Genomic DNA, 19055 nt, shown 5'->3' with positions numbered 1-19055 from the left:
ACTATGCTCTATGTTCTTTGCTCTATGTTCGTTCACCCCTCAACAGTGCTTGGGCGTAATTGTGGTTGCAGCATATCGCGGGCTTGTTGCAAGCGTTTATAGACATTGGCCAACGAAATTCCTTGATGCTGAGCAATCGCATCGCACGACATATCGTTGTAGAGCCATAACGAAAAAGTGCTATTCAAGCGTGGCGATAACGCTTGCAAGGCTTGATTGATCGTTTCATAAACTTCACGCTTCAACAACGCCGTTTCGGGCGAGGGCGTTGCGCTATGTGGCATGCTGTCGTCATTGCCCAGCAGGCTATCCAGCGGTTGGAGCCGCTTGAGTTCGCGTTGTTGTTGGCGATGAATATCGATGCAAATGTTGTAGGCCATGCGCATGAGCCAAGCCTTGGCGTTGGTAATTTTATAGGCATGGCGTGGCAACGATTCCCACGCTTTGAGCACCAAACGGCTTAATGCTTCATCGGCATCGTGGGGATTGCCATGCATCCAAACCAAACATTGCTGTGACAGTTCAGTGTGGTACAAACTATACAACTCCCAAATGGCTGCATGTTCGCCTCGGCAAATTTGTTCGACGAGTTGTAATGCCACTGTTTCGCTGTGATGGTTTTGATTCCGAACTTCGCTGTTCATAGCTCATCCTTCATTCACTATCTATTGAATATCCGCTACAAGGTCTGCTACAATTCACAGCATAGCGGCCCAGCGTTTCAAAATCGTTTTATTGGAGATGTAGCTCCGTGAATGTCACGCATCAGCCTGATGATTCGGCTCAATCGGTGCCAAGTTTACGGATTCACGTTTTTGGCGGCTTGCGGATCTTTATCGACAATCAACGTATTAGTGATCTGGCAACGCGCAAAGTGGAAGCACTGCTGATCTACCTTGTAGTCAATCCTTACCCCCACGAACGTGAGGTTTTGGCACAATTGTTATGGAATGATTTATCGGCAGAACGCACAGCGGGCAACTTACGCCTCACACTCAATCAATTACGTAAAGTGATGGACCCGTTTATTGAGGTCACGCGCCATACGATCGGATTACACCCCCAAGCCCGTTATTGGCTCGACCTTCAGCATTGCACCCAAATTTTCGACAACCCAGCTAGCCCAACCAACGAATTAGCCAGCGCGATCGAACACTATCAAGGCGATTTTCTCAATGGGTTTTATCTCCGCGATGCCGATGGCTTCAGCAGCTGGCAACTCCAACAGGTGGAATATTGGCGACAACAAGCCCTGGTCGCGATTCGCCGCCTGATCGAACGCTATAGCGTGGTAAGCAACTACAACGAGGCAATTCGTTGGCTTCAGCGCTTGGTGACGCTTGATGAATGTGATGAGGTCGCCCATCGCCAGTTGATGTTACTCTTGATGCGCACTGGCCAACGTCACACGGCCCTGCGCCAATATCGGCTGCTCGAACAAGTTTTAGAGCGTGAGTATGGATTAAAACCCGAGCCAGCGAGCGAGGCTTTACAACGCCAGATTATGGCAACACCCGCCCAACGTCCGCAGCGTTTGATTCGGCCAACCCCAATGCTCTATGGTCGCCAAGCCGAGCTAGAACGCATCACCCATTGGCTGGCGGCTGAACGCAACCAATTGCTGACGATTATGGGCGCTGGCGGTAGCGGCAAAACCCAATTAGCTCTGACCTTTGGCTGGAAGGTGGTCAACGAATATTTAGGGGCTTCGAGCAACGGAGTTTTTTATATTTCCTTGGTCAGCGCCGATCAACAGCCGCGCCTATTGGATGCTGAACCTGTGTTGTTGGCAATTATGCAGGCTTTGACCCTACCACCACCACGCACCAACGATCTGGTTGAACACCTGATTCTCCAATTGCAACAGCATGAACTGATCATCATCATTGATAATGGCGAATTATTGGCAACCAGCGCTCGCTTAGCCCTCAGCAGTCTGATTCAACATATTCCGCAATTACGCTTCATTATTGGCTCACGTGAGCGCATGCGCCTGCAAAACGAATATGTCTTGGAATTAGCAGGCTTGGCCTATCCCCAGATTAATGATGATTCAGGCTATTCGCCGTTGTTGGCCGAGCAACTTCAGCATTTTGCAGCGGTCGATTTATTTGTACATTGTTTGCAGCGTCAAGGCAAATCGGGCGATTTAGCCGATTATGGCCATGCAGATCGTCAAGCGATTGGCCAAATTTGCCAGATGGTCCATGGCTTGCCCTTGGCAATTGAATTGATTGCCCCATGGATGACGATTCGCAGTGGCAATGAAATTGTCGCAGCACTCAGCAATGACATGCAGCTTTTTCATAGCGATGTAGTCGATATTCCAACCCGCCATCGCAGCATTCAGGCCGCATTTGATTATTCGTGGCAATTGCTTGATCCACATGAACAGGCTTGTTTAGCACGCTTGGCGGTATTTCCTAGTAGCTTTAATGCTGAAACCGCCACAATCATTGCCGAGGTCGATTTGAACGTGCTGGCCAATTTACGCGCCAAATCGTTGCTCACGCTTGAAATTTTGCAACAACAAACCCGCTATGCCTTACATCCATTACTGCACCAATTTGCCCAAACCAAACTCCAAAGCTTGGCCGCCGATCAGCAAACGTTGTATCAACGCCATGCTCGTTACTTCGGCCAATTTAGCCGTCAGCAAGAGCAATTAATTCATGGCAACGCCAGCCAGCAAGGGTTAATGCTCTTAGAACAAGAGCTTGATAATATTCGGGGTGGCTGGCTCTGGGCAGTTCAAGCTCAACAAATTCACATTTTAGGCGATTATTGTATTGCTTTACACGATTTCTTTGCAATTCGCAACCGTGAGATCGAAGGCCAACAGCTTTTTGCTCCAGCCGCAGCGTTATTAAGCACACTTGATCATCAGGATGTTGAGACTGAGATCGTTTTAATTGTAGTGCGAATTGTTTCATGCTACGCCGAGTTTCATTATATTTTGGGCGAATTAGCACGTTCTGAGGCATTATTACAACAGTGTATCGATATCTTGTATCGAATGCAATTGCAGAATGTAGCTGAATTGCTGTTTATTTATAAGCAACTTGGGGTAATTACCCAACGCCGAGGCGAATATACCCGCGCCCTTGATCTGTTACAACGCTGTTTGGCTCAAGCTGAAAACGTCAATGATCCAATTAAAGTCAGCGATACATGGTTATCAATGGGCGCGGTGTTGTTGGCGCAAGGCAATTGGCAAGCCGCCGAACAAGCCTTTCAGACCTGTAGCGATCACTATCAAGCCCAAAAACATCTGTGGGGTTTATGCCATAGTCAACGCTTTTTGGGGGTGGTGGCGCTGGCGCAGGCCAATTATGATCTGGCGCAACATCATTTTGAGGCCAGCCTTGATTTGGCCTACCAACTCAAGACCCCGCTTGGCGAGGCATTAATTCGCGATCAAATGGGCATGTTGGCGCTGCGCCGCGAAGATTTTTCCCAAAGTGCGGGCTATTTGCATAAAGCCTTTGCCATTTTTCAAGAACTTGGGGTGGAGGCTATGATTGGGCGGGCGGCGATTCACCTAGCCCAACTCGAATTGGCGCAACGTAATTTTCAATATGTGCAGCCATGGTTAGCGCGGGCGATTATGGTAGCCCAGCAACGCCAAGAAATACCCTTATTGCTCGAATGTTATGCAACGGTTTTGCAATTTTGGGCGGCAGTTTGCGATGGCGAGCCAAGCCATTGGTTCAAACTATGGCATAGCTTGAGCCAACATCCAGCCTGTAGCGCCGAAACCAAAAGCTTGCTCAATCGTTTACAGTTGCACCAACATTCCGCAGGCCAAAGCAGGCCGATGGTTGAGGTTGAACTGTCAGGAATTGAACGCTATGTAGCCCTTTGCTTAACCCAAATTGAGCAAAGCCAGAGTATTGCGGTTTATTAGGAGGAATATTCATGGATATGGTCGATTTCGTCCAAACCCTCGTCGATGACCCAAGCCGTTTAGCCTCGTTCAAGCAAAATCCTCAGGGCTTTTTGCAACAACTAGGGCTTGGGCAAAAACTCGCCAAAGCAGACCCAATTCAAGAAGTTACCACCGTGATGACCTTGCGAAGTGTTGGCACTGTTGCCCAAACAGAAACCCAAGCTTATCAAGATGTTCCGGTCACAGTTTCATCGTATATGAATGTATTTATCGAAGCCGCCGATAAATCCAAAGATTATAACGTGACCTGTTGGCTGCTCAATCATAGCTATATGATCGAAGATGATAATGGTAATCCTTATTTCGATTTACATGTTTGCTATGTTGACCCAAACGACCCTGATGATATTCCCCAGGTTTTTTATATTCGCAGCAAAAACCAAATCGAACAACCAACCTACAATTGTGCCAATATCCCAATTGAGTTACATATTCCAGCCAATAATTATATTTTGGTCGGTAGAACTCGCCCAGTTCATACAAAATTAACGAATTTTGTCTATCATCGCCAAAGAGATGATCAGCCACCATTATTTGAAATAGCCTTCGATGAGCAACCACAATAGCATGGGATTAGCAGTGAAACAAGGTTCGCTGACAATTGTTGGCACAGGCATCACCATGATCGCGCATTTAACCAATGAAGCCCATGCCTGGATCAGCAAAGCCGACCAAACTTTTTACTTGGTGATGCATCCGCTGGCCGATGAATGGATTCACAAGCTGAATCCGCAGGCCGAATCGTTAGCGCATTTTTATCAAGCTGATCAGCCACGTGAGCAGGTTTATGCAGCCATGGTCGAGCATATTTGGGCCGCAGTCTGTCAGGGGTTGCGGGTTTGTGTGGCATTTTATGGCCATCCAAGCGTCTTTGTGACCCCAACCAGCGATTTGGTGCAGCGCGGGCAGCGCGAAGGCCTACGGGTCAACATATTGCCGGGTATTTCAGCTGAGGCTTGTTTGTTTGCCGATTTGGCAATCGATCCAGGGTTGCATGGCTATCAAAGTTATGAGGCCAGCGATTTTTTGGTACGCCCACGGCGCTTCGACCCCAGCACACCCTTGGTTTTATGGCAAATTGGAGTGATTGGCTATTTCAAGGTGGTGCACGATCAGCTTGATTCACGGGCTGGCTTAGCCCGTTTGGTAGCCCATTTACAAACATTTTACCCTGCTCAGCATGAAGTGACGATCTATCAAGCGGCAATTTTGCCAATTGAAGAACCAAGCATTCGGCGTGTGCTGCTCAAAGATTTGGCTGAACAGCACGTTTCGGCCTATGCCACCTTGTATGTGCCAGCCTATGGTGAGGCTCAGCTTGATCAAATATTAGCCCGTGAGTTTGGTTTGATCTAGGGCTTGAGCAGCCAGCGGCTAGTTCGAACTGCAAAAGACATGAAAACGACGCTTCATGTCTTTTGCAGCAAAATGTCATCCCTCATCCCTCATCCCTCATCCCTCATCCCTCATCCCTCATAATTGCTGCTTGACTCTGCCATTGTGTCAGGCTTTATGGTCAATCTATAAAATCTGTGTTTCATAAGGAGCAATACAATGGCAACTCAAGCGCCAACTAAACCAGTCCAAGCCCAACGATCATGGCTATTAAATCTATTAAGTCATCGTGGGGTTCAATTAACGATTTTTTTGTGGATCATAGGCCATGGTTTAATTATTCTTCTAAGCGATGGTGCGCTACCATTTGATCGACCAGCCTTTGCGGGAAGTCCCTTTGTGCTTCAGATGTTTGTACCAAGCGTCATGATGCTAGAAATATTTGTACTGATGGGCTTGGGCTATATGCTGACCCGTAATCGCCCAGTCATAGATGTAGCGGCGCGTGCCCCTGAACGTAGCCAAGCCCTGCGGGAAACGCTTGGTTTAGTGGCTTATGCCGTATTTGGTCAGGCGTTGGGATGGGTTTTAGGGCCACTGTTAGGCTTTCAGCCGTTTAGTTTTCACTTGGCGGGAACCTTGGTTGGTGGGCATGGCGATTTATCGATTGCCGAAGTATGGAGTTGGGCCATCTACAATTTTGGGTTCTATGCAGTCGTTCCATATCTATGGTTTCGCCGCCGCTACAGCGCCGTCCAACTTAATTTAGTCTCAACTAATCGCCGCAACGATTTTTTGGTAATTGCCGTAATTGCGATCTCGGAATCACTGTTTGAACTAACTACCTTGGGTACAAGCCTCAATCGCCTAAGCTTTAGTCAATTGGCCTTGGGCTTACCACTTTCACTGGTCATTTATGGCTTGGGAACAGTCTTACCAACCATGATCTTAATCTATTCAATTCTAATTCCGCGCTTTCTCAAAATTACTGGTTCAGCGATTACAACCGTATTGCTGGGTGGGGTAAGTTATGCCGTCGTTCACATGGCCGAGGCTTGGACAAATTTTAGCACCCCAACCAATGGATTGATCTCGATTATATTTGTGTTGATCAGCTATTTTGGTGCAGGAATGATCAAAACAGTCTTGACGCTCCGCACAGGCAATGCTTGGGTCCATGCCCTAGGCTATCATACGATTGCGCCCCATGTGATCATTGATACGCCGCATATCGTCAAGATCTTCGGTATTCGCTAAGGTTTGCCTTAATTAGGCGATAGGCTTTTGGCTATCGCCTAGATCCTCAACTTAATGATCTTCATATCCTGCGTGGATTAATCACGCATCCTCTACTATGTTAGATGTTCTTTGTTCGATGCTCTTTGTAAACGCCTTATGCTATAATGGCGCAGATACACCACCAAGACAAGGAACATCCATACAACTATGGAACCAGAAATTTTAGCTCGTCTCGCTCGTGTCGAGGCGCGATATATCGAACTCAATGATGAGATGACTCAGCCCGATGTGTTGAGCGACCATGTGCGTTTAACCACCTTGGCCCGCGAACAAACCGAACTTGGCGAATTAGTTGGGCGGTATCGCGAGTTTATGCAAGCTGAGAAATCGGTCGAAGAAGCCAAAGCCCTTTTGCGCGAGGAAAATGATCCTGAGCTGCGCGAAATGGCTCAATTGGAGATCGATGAGCTTTCGGCTCGCATGGAAGCAATTGGGGCTGAAGTACGGATTTTGCTGTTGCCACGCGACCCCAACGACGAAAAGAACGTGATCATCGAAATTCGCCAAGGCGAAGGTGGTGATGAAGCAGCTTTATTTGGAGCCGATGTCTACCGCATGTACCAACGCTATGCTGAAACCCGTGGCTGGAAAACCGAAGTCATGTCGCTCAGCGAAAACGGTATCGGCGGCTTCAAAGAAGTGATTTTTGAAGTCCAAGGCCAAGGTGCTTGGAGTCGGCTTAAATATGAGGGCGGTGTGCATCGCGTCCAACGCGTTCCAGCAACTGAGGCTCGTGGCCGGATTCATACCAGCACAATTACGGTGGCGGTGTTGCCCGAAGTCGAAGAAACTGCCGTTGAAATCAAGCAAGAAGATTATCGCATCGACGTGTATCGCTCAGGCGGTCACGGTGGCCAAGGGGTTAACACCACCGACTCAGCCGTGCGGATCGTCTACAAGGCTGGTACACCCGAAGAAATTGTGGTCGTTTGTCAAGACACTCGTTCACAAATTAAAAATCGTGAAAGTGCCTTGAACGTGTTGCGGGCACGCTTATACGCGCGTGAGCAAGAAAAACGCCAAAAAGAGCTTGGGGAATCGCGCTTGGCTCAGGTTGGTAGCGGTGAGCGAGCTGAAAAAATGCGCACCTACAACTATCCTCAAGACCGCATTACCGATCATCGGATTGGCCAAAACATCTCAAACCTGCCGGTTGTGCTTGATGGAGCGCTTGATCGCTTGATCGATGCGCTGGTTACCTTCGACAACGCCGAACGGCTTAAGGCCTTGGGTATGGGAGCCTAGGAGTTTGTTGCATGCACTCGCCGCTTGCTGAATTTATTCGCCGCATGCCCAAATGTGAGCTTCATGTTCACTTAGAAGGCTCGATTACCCCCAAGACGCTTTTGGAGCTGGCGACGAAAAATGGCATTAGTCTGCCTGCTAGCGATTTGGCCGGGGTCGAGCGCATGTTTCAATATGAACACTTCCTAGGTTTTTTGGATGTGTATCGCACCTGTGCTCGTTGTTTGATCCACGGTGAGGATTTTGAGCGGGTTGCCTATGAATTAGCAATCGATTTGGCTCAGCAGCAGGTGCGGTATGCCGAAGTAATGCTCTCGCCTGCTCAGCACATGCTCCGCAACATGGATTTCGATGAGATTCTTGGTGGTGTTGCGGCTGGGTTTGCTCGTGCTGAGCGCGAGACAGGCATTGTTTGCCGGCCAGCTTTCGATTTTGGCCGGCAGTTTAGCCTTGATCAAGCCCTCCGAGCGGTCGAGTTGGCGCAAGCTGGCATGCAATATGGGGTCGTAGCTTTTTCAATTGGCGGCGATGAGGCCAACTATCCACCTGAGCCGTTTGTTGAGGTTTTTGCCTTGGCCAAGGCGGTTGGGCTACACGTTATGGCTCATGCTGGCGAGGTCGCTGGAGCCAACAGCGTGCGCGGCGCGGTCGAAATGCTGGGCGTAGATCGAATTGGCCATGGCTTTCGGGTGCTTGAGGATGCCGAATTAACCCAATTTCTGGCTCGCCGTGGTGATATTACCTTTGATGTTTGCCCAACCAGCAATATTCGGACTGGCGTGATCGCTTCGTTCGATCAGCATCCCTTACGCCAAATGCTCGATGCTGGTTTGCCAATCACCCTCAACTCCGATGATCCAGTCTTGTTCGATACGACGGTGACTGGCGAGTTTTTGCTGGCCGCCGAACGCTACGATTTCACAGTTGATGATATTTGTAAAGTGGCCCGCCAAAGCGCCAAAGCCGCCTTCTTGCCCGCCGAACAGCGCCAACAATTGCTCCAAGAATTTGATCAACAACAAGCCCAACTGCGGCGTGAACTCGATTTATAGCCCTTTTTAACGTTAACCGCGCAGCGCACGAACGTTGGGATACCCAGTTCTCGTGCGCTTCGCGCTTTCGTCGTTCGTGCGCTTTATTGATCATTTTGTCTTTTGATTTCTGCCTTTTGACTTTACAGACCTGTCATCAAGCTGTAACCCCTGCATCCTCTCAGCGAGCAGGCTTTTTTCTATAATGAAGCCAGATGCTATTGCTATGGAGGTTGGTTATGCAGATTGTCTTTTTATTGATGAGTGGAGCATTATTGCTCTTGGCGGTACTGCTTTTGTGGTTTGTGCCGCATTTACTGGGCCAGCAAGAACATCGCGCTAAGCAAGAAACCCAGCAACTCAAGGCGTTGTTAAGCGATGTTTTGGGCGAGCAAGAAGTGGTGGCACGTCGTCAAGCCCAACTCGGCTCATCGCTTGGTCATTTACAAGACCAATTGGAAACCCTGCACACTTCGTTTCCGGCTACGGTTGCCAAATTAGCGGCTCAGCCTGCCGATTTTAGTCGCCCGCTGATCGAGCACCTTGATAATCGGCTGAACAATTTACATTGCCAACTTGATGGCTGGATGAACGAACGCCGCCAACATTCAAAGCAAGTCAGTCAGCAAGAAAACGAATCATGGGCCTATTTAATGAGTTTGTTGGGTACGATGCAAGATCAACTTGGCGATGTTTCGCAGCAGCGCCCGCGCCGCCTGTTGCGCGAACCACAGCGAGTTGAGTTTGGTTCTTCAGCAGTCGTCGAGGATTTACGTGATGAGGTCGAGAGTTTGCGGGCGATCTCCGAAGAAATTGCCGCATTGCAATGGCGGTTGCGACGCACAGTTGCTAGTGCCAGTAAGCCCAATAATCCAAATAATCAGCAGCAGCCAATGAGTTTGCTTGGGGCTAATGAGCCAGTTCGGAGCGTGCGCACGCTCTAAATCTCGCCAACAATCTGCATAAACCGAGCGCCCATGACCAACATCATGGGCGCTTTATGCTGTTTAGATGGTAAATTGCTGGCCATACAATCGGAAGAATTCAGGCGTTGGGTTGCTAGCGAATAAACCGCTAGCACTGGTAGCGTTCAATGCCAAAGCCACATACCCACGATCAACAAAATGCTTGGAAGCTTCGGCTTGCGGCGTGGCTCCATTAGCACTGTACACCTTCAAAACTCCAGCGATTCCAGCGGTTGTACCAAGGCTGAGCAAGGCTGCATTATCGTAGTTCAACACCAGAGTTGGCTTGAGTGGCACACTCGCACCCACATCGCTGGGCAAGGCGGCATTGCTCGCCAAGGCAAAAATATAGCCACGACTTAGAGCGCCACCAGTGGCATTGGGCAAATTACTACATGAACCATACATTGTGGTGGTAATCACCCGTAAATGGTTAAGCTCGCTGGCACGGCTTTCGGCGGCTTGATTGAAAAAGACCATCAAGTTGCCTTCCGAGGAGCCAGCAGTTAATGGAATCGGCGCGGTTGGATTGTGGCTAGGTGGATTGCCGCCCTCAGAATAGGCTGCGACAGCCAGTTGAATCCCAGTTTGGCCTTCAAAAACCAGCAAGGCTGTGCCATCAAGCGAGGGCAAATTACTGACTACACCATTGACATCAACGGCATAGGCGGTTTGCTCGCCAGCAGCGGCAACATAAATCGCCGTTGGAGTTAGGCCCGATTCAGTTACAACTTTGACGCTATACGAGCCTTGCGTTACTGAGCCATAGGGCATCACCGCCACCAGCGGAAATTGACTGGGCGTGCATTCAAGCCAGTTGCATTCAGGTGGATTACCCTCAAGCTGCGCGACATAGACCGCCGTGGAACCATTCGCTTGATCGCCAATTACCACCACATAATCATCGGAATTTGCGCCCAGCAACTTGAAACCCTGCGAATTCACCCGTGAATCAAGGCTACCCTGAGGAATAATTGTGCTGGGATCGTTCAGGCTGCCGCGCAACACATACACCCAGCCATGCTTGAGTCCAGCCAATGGCGTTTCAGCAATTGGTAAGCTGATCACTTCAGCAGTTGGATTGCTGCCAAAACTATGCTGAAACAACGGCAGTGGCAAAGGCAGGCGTTCGGGGCCGACTCGTGGCTGATCAAATGGGGCCGTTGCCATAGCGCTATAGGGCAAACCAGCGCCAGTTTGGGCGCGAAATGGCTGCCAAACATCATCGCCACCCTCAATGCGCATCACTTCGCTCGAACCAACCAAGTGGGCCATAATCGACTCAGCCGTTGGGTTGAACGAAGGCAAGGCCAAATCTGGGTGCTCAGCATTATTTGAATTAATATATTGATCGCGCAAGCCAATTGCGTAATGCATCCATTCGTGGACAATCACGCGATAGCCTTCTGGCTCGTGCCAAGGAATACTAAAGCTGCCTTGGCGCTCCCACATACCACGCCCCAAGCGAATCGGCATATGCTTGGCATCGGTGTAGAGGCCTTCGCGCCAACTGCGGGGGTGATAGCGGTTTGAAGCTAGAATTTGAATATCGGCAGCTCGCATATGCTGCACGCCGCCAAAAACCACCTGACCAAAAGCCATCGTGCCGTTGCTCACATCGAACAAGAAATCAGAGGCTCGCCGAAAAGCCCATTGCAATTGATTGAGTTCATTGGCACTCGGCACCCATTCGATCGCCACTAACACATTAAATAAACAAACTTTGGTTGCAGTCGTGCTTTGGGTGGTATTGTGGGTTGCTTGGACTTGGGCATAGGCCAGCGGCGCATTTGGCAAATCATCGGCACTGGCGCTCGTAGCTAATTGTTGTTGAAGATCATAAACACAAAAAGCCCAATTGAGGTCTTGCAGTCCGAGCAAATTGGCGCTTGGCAACGACCAATTGGTCAGCAACGCTGTTTGGCTTGGCACGCGTTGGGTCAATTGCGGGTTGCTCAGTTGCATAATTGGTTGGTTGGTGTACCAATCGGTATTGCCGCTTGGGGCTGGGTTGGGCGTAGTGTTAAAAAGATTGTAGCGGTTGAAATAAACTTGGGCATGTGGTGTGGACATGATCGCATTCCCCCAATGTCACAAAACAAGGGCTACTCTGGTAGCAAAGCCGATCAAAATCGAGTATAGTAGCACTAGAATGTTGCTTCAATTACGCGGATAGTTTGCCTGGCCTCTCACAAACCTAGGCATGCTGGATGGCGTTGCATACACCAAGGGTGATGGTATGGTTTTACTTGATGATGCCTTCGAATCAACGGTTACACCGGCACTTACTTCTTACATCTGGCTCCTGCGTTGGTGTGATTCGGCTCAGTTGGCTAGCCTAACGCCTTATTCACCCGAACAGATCGAACGTTTTTGGCAAAGTGCCTTGGTTATCGAACACCCCCATCATGGTTGGTATCAACTCCGCGAAGCACCCAGCTTAAATGAACGACCCTATCGTGAGCACGAAGTCTTTGCTGCCGCCTTTGAGTATAGCCAGCAACAACTCAATCGTCTAGAGGCTGAGGCCTGGCAATTTGAGCTACAACGCTGGCTCTACTACCTTGAGGAATATTTGGAAGTGCTTTCGGCTCGCCGCGATTGGTCAACCATCGCCGCAGTGCTCGAAAAAGCCACCAGCATTCCACACGCCAATCTGCGCCAACAGCAACTACTAATGCTCTACAAGGCGATTATCACCATGCGGCTTGAACGCCAGTATGATACCGCCCAAAGCTTATTACAACAATTACGCGATGATATCCAGCTCGAAGCCGATTTAGTGCCGATGGTGATCAACAGTATGGGCACGTTAGCATGGTTTCGCGGAGCCTACGATCAGGCAATTCAACATTATATTGAGCAACATCAACACGCTCAGCACGTGCAAAATTGGCTGTATCAAGGCCATAGTTTGCTCAATCAGAGCATTTTATCCAATCAATTGCAACGCCCAGAATATGCCTTGGAGCTAAGTTTGCAAGCGCTCGAAGCCTTGCAACGGGCCGGCAATCGCTATCGCGAGGCTCATGCGCTCTACGAAGTTGGCTCGAATTTGCTCTATTTGTGCCGTTGGGATGAGGCCGATAGCTATTTTTCACGCTCGGCAGCGCTCTATGAAACCCTCGATACAATCGGCGATTTGGCCAATTTGTATTGGCATATTGGCTTTTTGAAGCATTTAGCAGGCGATTTGCCGGCCAGCGAACAAGCGTATCAAATTAGTATTGAGGCGGCGCGGGCCAGCGTTGTGCCCAATGATGATAGCCTGCGCGATTCATTGGCATTTTTGGGCTTGCTCTATTGCAGTATGCACGATTATCAAGCGGCCTTGGAAATTTATGCCCAAGCCGAGGCCTTGGCCCGCCAACACAACAATCGCCATGAATTAGCCCTCATTCTCAATCAGCGCGGCGATGCTGAACGGCGGAGCGGAGCAATTGATGCAGCATTTGCAGCGTTTGCCGAATCAATCGCAATTATTGAAGATTTACGCACCTCGTTCGGCGATGAAGATACGAAATTGGGCTTAATTAGCACGGCCCAACAGGTTTATGAGCATATGGTTGTGTTGTGCATCGAGCGCGGCGATGCGGCTCAAGCAGTCAATTATATCGAGCGAGCACGTTCGCGAGCCTTCCTCGATGCGCTGCAAGCTGGCGATGAAAGTACCGCAATTGAGCTTTCGCAGCAATGTGCCAATTTGGCCGAAATTCAAGCCCAACTTGACCAACGCACAGCGGTGATCGAATACTTTACGGTTGGCGTATTGGGTCGATCATTGCGTTTCTTGGCAGCGTTGGCCGAACGTAAATCGCCAATTCTACATCATTTCAGCCTTGATCCAGCCTTGTATAGCGTAGCAATTACGGCCAACAACGCCACAATTCAGCAGCATAGCTTTAATCCACTGAATCTGACGCGCGGCCATGGTGGGCATCATCGCTTGCTGCAACCACGGATTTTGAAGGCAATTTCGCAAGCCTTGATTGAGCCATACGAAGCCATGTTGGCAACGGTTGATTTAGTGTATGTTGTGCCGCATGGTCCGCTGCACGATGTGCCATTTATGGCTTTGCAAACCAGCGACGGCAATTGGTTGGTGCGCGATGAAAACCCGGCGATCGCCTTGGCTCCGAGTGCCACTATTTTGGTGCGTTATGCCCTAGGTCGCGCCGCCAGCAGCCAAACTGAGCATTATTGTTTTGGTTACAACAGCATTGGAGCCGAAGCCCTGACCTATGCTGAACACGAAGCCCAAGAAATTGCCAAATTAGTGGGTGGGCAGGCTTGGACAGGCGCATTAGCCACCGATCAATTTTTGCGCTATGCCCACGATGCGCGAATTATTCACATTGCCTCGCACTGTGTGTACGATGCCCAACAACCGTTAAACTCACATCTGATTCTTGGCCACGAAACGCTGAGCGCCCAAACAATTATGGATCAGGTTGAAATCGACACAGATTTGGTGGTGCTGAGCGCTTGCGTCAGCGGGCGCAGTTTTGTGGCTGTCAGCGATGATCAATATGGCTTGCAACGGGCATTTTTATATGCCGGAACCCGTAGTTTGCTCTGCTCGTTGTGGAACGCCTCGGATGTCGCGGCGTTGTTCGTGATGGATCGCTTTTACCGTGAATTGCAGGCCGGAATACGGATTGCCATAGCACTTAAACACGCCGTGATTGCTGTACGCGACTTGACGCGGGCTGATATTATTAAACAGTTCCAGCTTTGGCAGCTACCAGCTAGCGCAATTCCGCTTGAACCAGACGGCCAGCACAGCGAAAGCCCCTTGGCAGACCCGCGCTTTTGGGCTGGCTTTATGGTGATTGGCAAAGCCTAAAGTGTAAGTCGCCATTGTTCGTTCGACCATTGTATAACTGTTTACGATGCTTCTCGAAGCATCCGCCTGAAAGCAAAGGTGCGCACCATGTTCGAGACCCAATTATCTGATAGCGAGCAGCTCTATACCGAACGTGCAACTCTTCTCATCAAAAAATATGGATGGACACTGCTCTCAATCGACGAGCTGGTACAACGAACTGTGCGCCGTCGCGCGACCGATTTTCAAGGAACCCTTGATCAAGCCTTGATTTGCACCTACATGGTGTCGTTATACGATGCCTGTTCTGGGCGCGAAGGCTTAAGTCGGCGCGAGGATGGCTATACGGAGCTTTTCCGCATGGTCTATAGCTATGCCATGCTTAAACGTTTTGAACCAGCCGAGGAAATCGCCCAAGCTACGATCGAACGTGTCCTCAAACATTTTGACGATTGCCGCAAGCCTGGCGCATTTTGGGAGTTTGTGCGTTTACAAATGAACAATGCCTTGCGCAGCTTACGCCGTTGGACAAAATATCCCGCTGATTCATTAGATCAACCGAGTATGAATGATGAGGGTCAAAACCGTTACGATGTATTGGAAGACACCCAAAGCATCGCTCCCGCAACGGTGGTGATTCAACATGAAACCAAGGAGCGAATCTCAGCCTGTTTAAATGCCTATCTACGTGAACACCCACGTTCACACAATCAATTAGCCGCATTGTGGCTCAAATATATCACTGGCCTTGATGACAATGCGATTAGCCGGACGTTGGAAACTACCGTAAGCCATGTGCATACCCTGCGCAGCCGAGCAATCAAGCGGTTGCGTGACGATCCTCGCTGGCAAGCTGTTGCCACCGATCTAGGGATTGCTTACGAATAACTATTTTGGTGAGGAACTACCATGAACACGCCACTTCCGACCGCATCTCACGAGATTATGCGTCAACGTCTTGTTGAGTATGCCCATGCTGTTGCGCTCGGTGCGCCACTTGATGCCGCGCTCCAAGTCGTCGCCGACCATGTTGAAACATGTGCAAGCTGTCGCGCCGAGTTGTTTGATGCCTTGGATGCGAGTTATGCTTTATACAGCAATTCGCTGTCGCTGGTCGATAACATTCCCGCGCCGTCATTGAAGTTCTTGCGCCAGCATTCGCTGATCACCAGCGCTGCGCCCGAAACCGTTGGCTACCGTTTTATGATTGAGTTCTCCGACGAGATGCTCAAACACATGCAAATTCAATTGCAATATACGGGCCAAATGCGCGGCCAACGCCTGATCGGCACCTATCGTCAATCATCAGTGAGCATTCCCGATGTGACGATTGAAATGTATGAGAGTATGCAGCCTAAACATGCGGTTTTGCACTGCTACATTCAAGTGCCTGAGCGTGATCCCTTTGATCAAGCTGGAACCCAAGTCATGGTGGTTTCGCCAACCTATGAAAATAATGGCACAACCGATGCCGATGGGTTTGTCTTGTTTGATCGGATTCCGATTGAAGAATTGGCTCGTTTGAAGATCAAAATTCTCAATTAGCACGGGTGGGTAGTACGGGTTGTGTTGTGTTCTACCCACACTGCTGCTAATCGAGCAAAGCTAAACCAAAGAGAGAATCATTGCTACGATTCCCCAACTTCTTGCGCTAATTGATCTAAGAATTGGTTAAGAATGCCAGTTCGTTGTTCTGCTAATGCACGGCCTGTGGCTGTTTGCATTGTTTGTGGCAGTTTTAAGAGTTTGGTATAAAAATGGTCGATGCTGTTAATTTGATCATCGGCTGGGCGGGTGCGCGGAATTGGCTGCTGCGGATCGTAGAGTCGGCGGCCAAGCTCAACACTGAGCATTAAACAACGGGCTAAGCCAATCGCGCCGAGCGAATCAAGCCGATCGGCATCTTGGACGATTTGCGCCTCTAAAGTTTCTGGCTGAATGTTGCCCGAGAAGCTGTGAGCAGCAATCGCATGGCTGATCGCTGGTAAATACTGTTCGGGATAGCCTTGGCTGGCCAGCCATTGGGTTGCGTGTTCGGCGGCCATGCGCGAGGCTTGGCTGCGTAACGGCGAGGCCTTAGAAACAACCACACAATCATGCAACCAGGCTGCCGGAATAATGATTGCCAAATCGCCGCCTGCTTCAGCTTGAATTAATTGAGCATTGCGCACCACCCGCCGAATATGTTCAGGATCGTGCGAAACGTCAGCCTGACCAAGCTCTTGCTCAATCCAGGTTGCAAACCGCGCTTGCCATTGGTTCAAATCCAACATTCTATTAGCCCCCAACCTTACGATAAACCTCAAGCGTGGCTTTGGCTAAATTCTCCCACGAGAAGGCTTGGGCACGTAGCAAACCGCGTTCACGCAGATCGTCGCGCAAGTTGGCATCGTTGGCAATCCGCACTAATCCTTGAGCCATCTGCTCAAGATCGTCGGGGTCAACTTGAATCGCTGCATCGCCCACGACTTCAGGAATGCTGGTGGCATTGGTGGTCAGCACAGGTGTGCCCGAAGCCATCGCCTCAAGCGGCGGAATGCCAAAGCCTTCGTAGCGCGATGGATAGATAAAGGCTGTCGCGGCGTTATACCACAGCGGCAATTCCTCGCTTGGCACATAGCCCAAGAAACTGACACTATCGTGCAATTGTAATTGCTCGTAAGTACTGAAAATTTCGTCAAAATTCCAGCCTTTGCCACCACCAATTAACAACGGCATGCCAATTTCGTGTTTAACTTTGGCATAAGCTCGCAGCAAATTGGGGATATTTTTGCGTGGCTCTAAGGTGCCAAGATACAGTAGAAATTGCTCAGGCAGTTGCTTTTGCTGCTTCCAAGCATTAATCTCAGCGGTCGAACGCGGGTGATATTGCGCTCCAGCAGCATTATAGGCAATACTAATCTTCGTCGGATCAAGCCCAAGCCGATCAACCATCGCAGCCTTGGTATACTCAGAAACTGCAAATAGATGGGCAGCTTGACGCACACCTTGGCGGGTTGCCGCCGCAAGATAACGCCGATTGGCCTTGCGATGTGAGCCAGTCACATCCATAAATGCCAAATCGTGAATGGTAACGATGGTGGGTACTGGCGAAAGCAACGGCGAGATATTCAACAAGCCATGAAACAAATTGACCCGGCGTTTGGCTAATAACCATGGCGCAATCAACTGCTCCCAAGGAATGCGATATTTGGGCTGAATCGTCGGCAAGCGCGATTCGACAATTTCCCAATTGGCGGGCAAATTGAGGTGTTGGCGCACATTTGGCCCAACAAACAAGGTGTATTGGTTATCGTGATCGAGTTTGGCCAGATTTTCAATCAAAAAACGGGTGTGATTAGAAACCCCAGCCTGTCGAAAAGAGCTATCAAATGAGAGCAAATGCCCATTAATTGTAAAATGCATAAACTCAATTTCTAAAACTACAAATAAGCGATTCTTCAGCGAGTATAACATACCTCACTTTTAGCATTATCCAAACGTCATTCTCACCCTTAGCACATCTCGCGGCTGCAAGATTTGAGGCTTAATCTATACCATACTTCCTTATTATGTCAATATCAATTCAGCAAAATTATTCCAATCAAGCTCTAGGAATTTATTAAAGAATTCAATCAATTGCGAGGATTTATGATATTCAAATGACTGCCGTATTGACATCAAGCTACACAAAGCTTTGATCTCCTTCCAAGAATGAAAGTTCTTTTTATTCCATGATCTTGAAAGATGTTGGAATAGAAAAAATTTTTTAATCCCCTTCCGAGGATTGTAGTTCTTTGAATGCAAGCACACGCGCGAGGCGCATGAAACGATTGCCGAAGGGTTTTAATCCCCTTCCGAGGATTGTCGTTCTTTGAATGCGCCAGAATTTGTACAGGAAAACCTTCACGGTCGTGCGGTTTTAATCCCCTTCCGAGGATTTTGGTTATATGACACAGTTATGGGTTTTAATCCCCTTCCGAGGATTTTGGTTATTTGAATGGTTGGCTACCTATGCACTGATGATTCAAGCCACTATGTTTTAATCCCCTTCCGAGGATTTTGGTTATTTGAATTGCAACGTGAACTCACCACGATGCAAGGTCGATTTGATGTTTTAATCCCCTTCCGAGGATTTTGGTTATTTGAATATACACGATAATGCGAAAACAATGGATGTCACGAAAGGTTTTAATCCCCTTCCGAGGATTTTGGTTATTTGAATTAATCTCCGCCGCTCGTTCCGTATTTTCGAAGCTGACAAGTTTTAATCCCCTTCCGAGGATTTTGGTTATTTGAATCTGTTACAGCCTTTGCAAACTTGGTGAGCTAGTGGGAATTTGTTTTAATCCCCTTCCGAGGATTTTGGTTATTTGAATTTTAGGGTCTATCCCTAAAGAGTTTCATTGGCTCTTTAGTTTTAATCC

At 49.1% G+C, this 19055-nt stretch carries 14 protein-coding genes and 1 CRISPR repeat array (1 of these 15 only partly in view); of the genes, 10 read left to right on the top strand and 4 right to left on the bottom strand.

Features of this window, described 5'->3' with window-relative positions; all coding sequences use genetic code 11:
• Positions 1–32: 32 nt before the first annotated feature.
• Positions 33–644 carry an RNA polymerase sigma factor gene (locus tag LCH85_13580; GenBank protein MCA0353021.1) on the bottom strand — a complete coding sequence of 204 codons (612 nt, stop codon included), beginning with the start codon at positions 642–644 and terminating at the stop codon, positions 33–35.
• 107 nt (positions 645–751) lie between these two features.
• Between LCH85_13580 and LCH85_13575 the strand changes: the two genes are divergently transcribed.
• From LCH85_13575 to LCH85_13545, 7 genes are all read left to right on the top strand, one after another.
• Entirely contained in the window at positions 752–3907 is a 3156-nt protein-coding gene (locus tag LCH85_13575; GenBank protein MCA0353020.1) for a tetratricopeptide repeat protein, read from the top strand.
• A gap of 11 nt (positions 3908–3918) precedes the next feature.
• Positions 3919–4515, top strand: a complete 597-nt coding sequence (locus LCH85_13570) for a hypothetical protein (protein ID MCA0353019.1) — start codon at positions 3919–3921, stop codon at positions 4513–4515.
• A gap of 13 nt (positions 4516–4528) precedes the next feature.
• Positions 4529–5305: a hypothetical protein gene (locus LCH85_13565; protein ID MCA0353018.1), complete on the top strand. Its 777-nt coding sequence runs from the start codon at positions 4529–4531 to the stop codon at positions 5303–5305.
• 198 nt (positions 5306–5503) lie between these two features.
• A complete protein-coding gene (locus LCH85_13560; protein MCA0353017.1) occupies positions 5504–6541 on the top strand; it encodes a hypothetical protein in 1038 nt (345 codons plus the stop codon).
• A 201-nt stretch (positions 6542–6742) separates the two neighbouring features.
• The gene (prfA, locus tag LCH85_13555) at positions 6743–7828 is read left to right on the top strand and encodes a peptide chain release factor 1 (GenBank protein MCA0353016.1); all 1086 of its coding nucleotides are present in this window, start codon (positions 6743–6745) and stop codon (positions 7826–7828) included.
• A gap of 11 nt (positions 7829–7839) precedes the next feature.
• Positions 7840–8880 (top strand): adenosine deaminase, encoded by a 1041-nt coding sequence (add, locus tag LCH85_13550; GenBank protein MCA0353015.1) that lies wholly within the window; start codon positions 7840–7842, stop codon positions 8878–8880.
• 218 nt (positions 8881–9098) lie between these two features.
• Positions 9099–9803 carry a hypothetical protein gene (locus tag LCH85_13545; protein MCA0353014.1) on the top strand — a complete coding sequence of 235 codons (705 nt, stop codon included), beginning with the start codon at positions 9099–9101 and terminating at the stop codon, positions 9801–9803.
• 63 nt (positions 9804–9866) lie between these two features.
• Here LCH85_13545 and LCH85_13540 read toward each other — a convergent pair whose 3' ends face one another.
• The gene (locus LCH85_13540) at positions 9867–11897 is read right to left on the bottom strand and encodes a hypothetical protein (protein MCA0353013.1); all 2031 of its coding nucleotides are present in this window, start codon (positions 11895–11897) and stop codon (positions 9867–9869) included.
• A 166-nt stretch (positions 11898–12063) separates the two neighbouring features.
• Here LCH85_13540 and LCH85_13535 point away from each other — a divergent pair, with 166 nt between their 5' ends.
• The 3 genes from LCH85_13535 (at position 12064) to LCH85_13525 (ending at position 16194) form a co-directional block, all read left to right on the top strand.
• A complete protein-coding gene (locus tag LCH85_13535) occupies positions 12064–14670 on the top strand; it encodes a CHAT domain-containing protein (protein ID MCA0353012.1) in 2607 nt (868 codons plus the stop codon).
• A gap of 87 nt (positions 14671–14757) precedes the next feature.
• Positions 14758–15537 carry a sigma-70 family RNA polymerase sigma factor gene (locus LCH85_13530; protein ID MCA0353011.1) on the top strand — a complete coding sequence of 260 codons (780 nt, stop codon included), beginning with the start codon at positions 14758–14760 and terminating at the stop codon, positions 15535–15537.
• A gap of 21 nt (positions 15538–15558) precedes the next feature.
• Positions 15559–16194: a hypothetical protein gene (locus tag LCH85_13525; protein ID MCA0353010.1), complete on the top strand. Its 636-nt coding sequence runs from the start codon at positions 15559–15561 to the stop codon at positions 16192–16194.
• Positions 16195–16277: 83 nt separating this feature from the next.
• Here the strand turns inward: LCH85_13525 and LCH85_13520 are convergent, their stop codons facing one another.
• Positions 16278–16922 carry an HD domain-containing protein gene (locus LCH85_13520; GenBank protein ID MCA0353009.1) on the bottom strand — a complete coding sequence of 215 codons (645 nt, stop codon included), beginning with the start codon at positions 16920–16922 and terminating at the stop codon, positions 16278–16280.
• Positions 16923–16926: 4 nt separating this feature from the next.
• On the bottom strand, positions 16927–18054 hold the full coding sequence (locus LCH85_13515) for a glycosyltransferase family 4 protein (protein MCA0353008.1): 1128 nt from the start codon (positions 18052–18054) through the stop codon (positions 16927–16929).
• A 539-nt stretch (positions 18055–18593) separates the two neighbouring features.
• Positions 18594–19055: direct repeats of the CRISPR family, unit length 37 nt; unit sequence GTTTTAATCCCCTTCCGAGGATTTTGGTTATTTGAAT (it continues 12140 nt past the right edge of the window).

It is taken from the genome of Chloroflexota bacterium (genome assembly GCA_020161265.1).
Lineage (GTDB): Bacteria > Chloroflexota > Chloroflexia > Chloroflexales > Herpetosiphonaceae > Herpetosiphon.
This window is presented reverse-complemented; position numbering and strand designations above follow the sequence as displayed.

Excerpts from the sequence above, each read along its gene's own strand:
- LCH85_13580 (MCA0353021.1), bottom strand. The coding sequence starts at position 644 with ATGAACAGCGAAGTTCGGAATCAAAACCATCACAGCGAAACAGTGGCA.
- LCH85_13525 (MCA0353010.1), top strand. The coding sequence starts at position 15,559 with ATGAACACGCCACTTCCGACCGCATCTCACGAGATTATGCGTCAACGT.
- LCH85_13535 (MCA0353012.1), top strand. The coding sequence starts at position 12,064 with ATGGTTTTACTTGATGATGCCTTCGAATCAACGGTTACACCGGCACTT.
- add (MCA0353015.1), top strand. The coding sequence starts at position 7,840 with ATGCACTCGCCGCTTGCTGAATTTATTCGCCGCATGCCCAAATGTGAG.
- LCH85_13520 (MCA0353009.1), bottom strand. The coding sequence starts at position 16,922 with ATGTTGGATTTGAACCAATGGCAAGCGCGGTTTGCAACCTGGATTGAG.
- LCH85_13540 (MCA0353013.1), bottom strand. The coding sequence starts at position 11,897 with ATGTCCACACCACATGCCCAAGTTTATTTCAACCGCTACAATCTTTTT.
- LCH85_13570 (MCA0353019.1), top strand. The coding sequence starts at position 3,919 with ATGGATATGGTCGATTTCGTCCAAACCCTCGTCGATGACCCAAGCCGT.
- LCH85_13530 (MCA0353011.1), top strand. The coding sequence starts at position 14,758 with ATGTTCGAGACCCAATTATCTGATAGCGAGCAGCTCTATACCGAACGT.
- LCH85_13560 (MCA0353017.1), top strand. The coding sequence starts at position 5,504 with ATGGCAACTCAAGCGCCAACTAAACCAGTCCAAGCCCAACGATCATGG.
- LCH85_13545 (MCA0353014.1), top strand. The coding sequence starts at position 9,099 with ATGCAGATTGTCTTTTTATTGATGAGTGGAGCATTATTGCTCTTGGCG.
- LCH85_13515 (MCA0353008.1), bottom strand. The coding sequence starts at position 18,054 with ATGCATTTTACAATTAATGGGCATTTGCTCTCATTTGATAGCTCTTTT.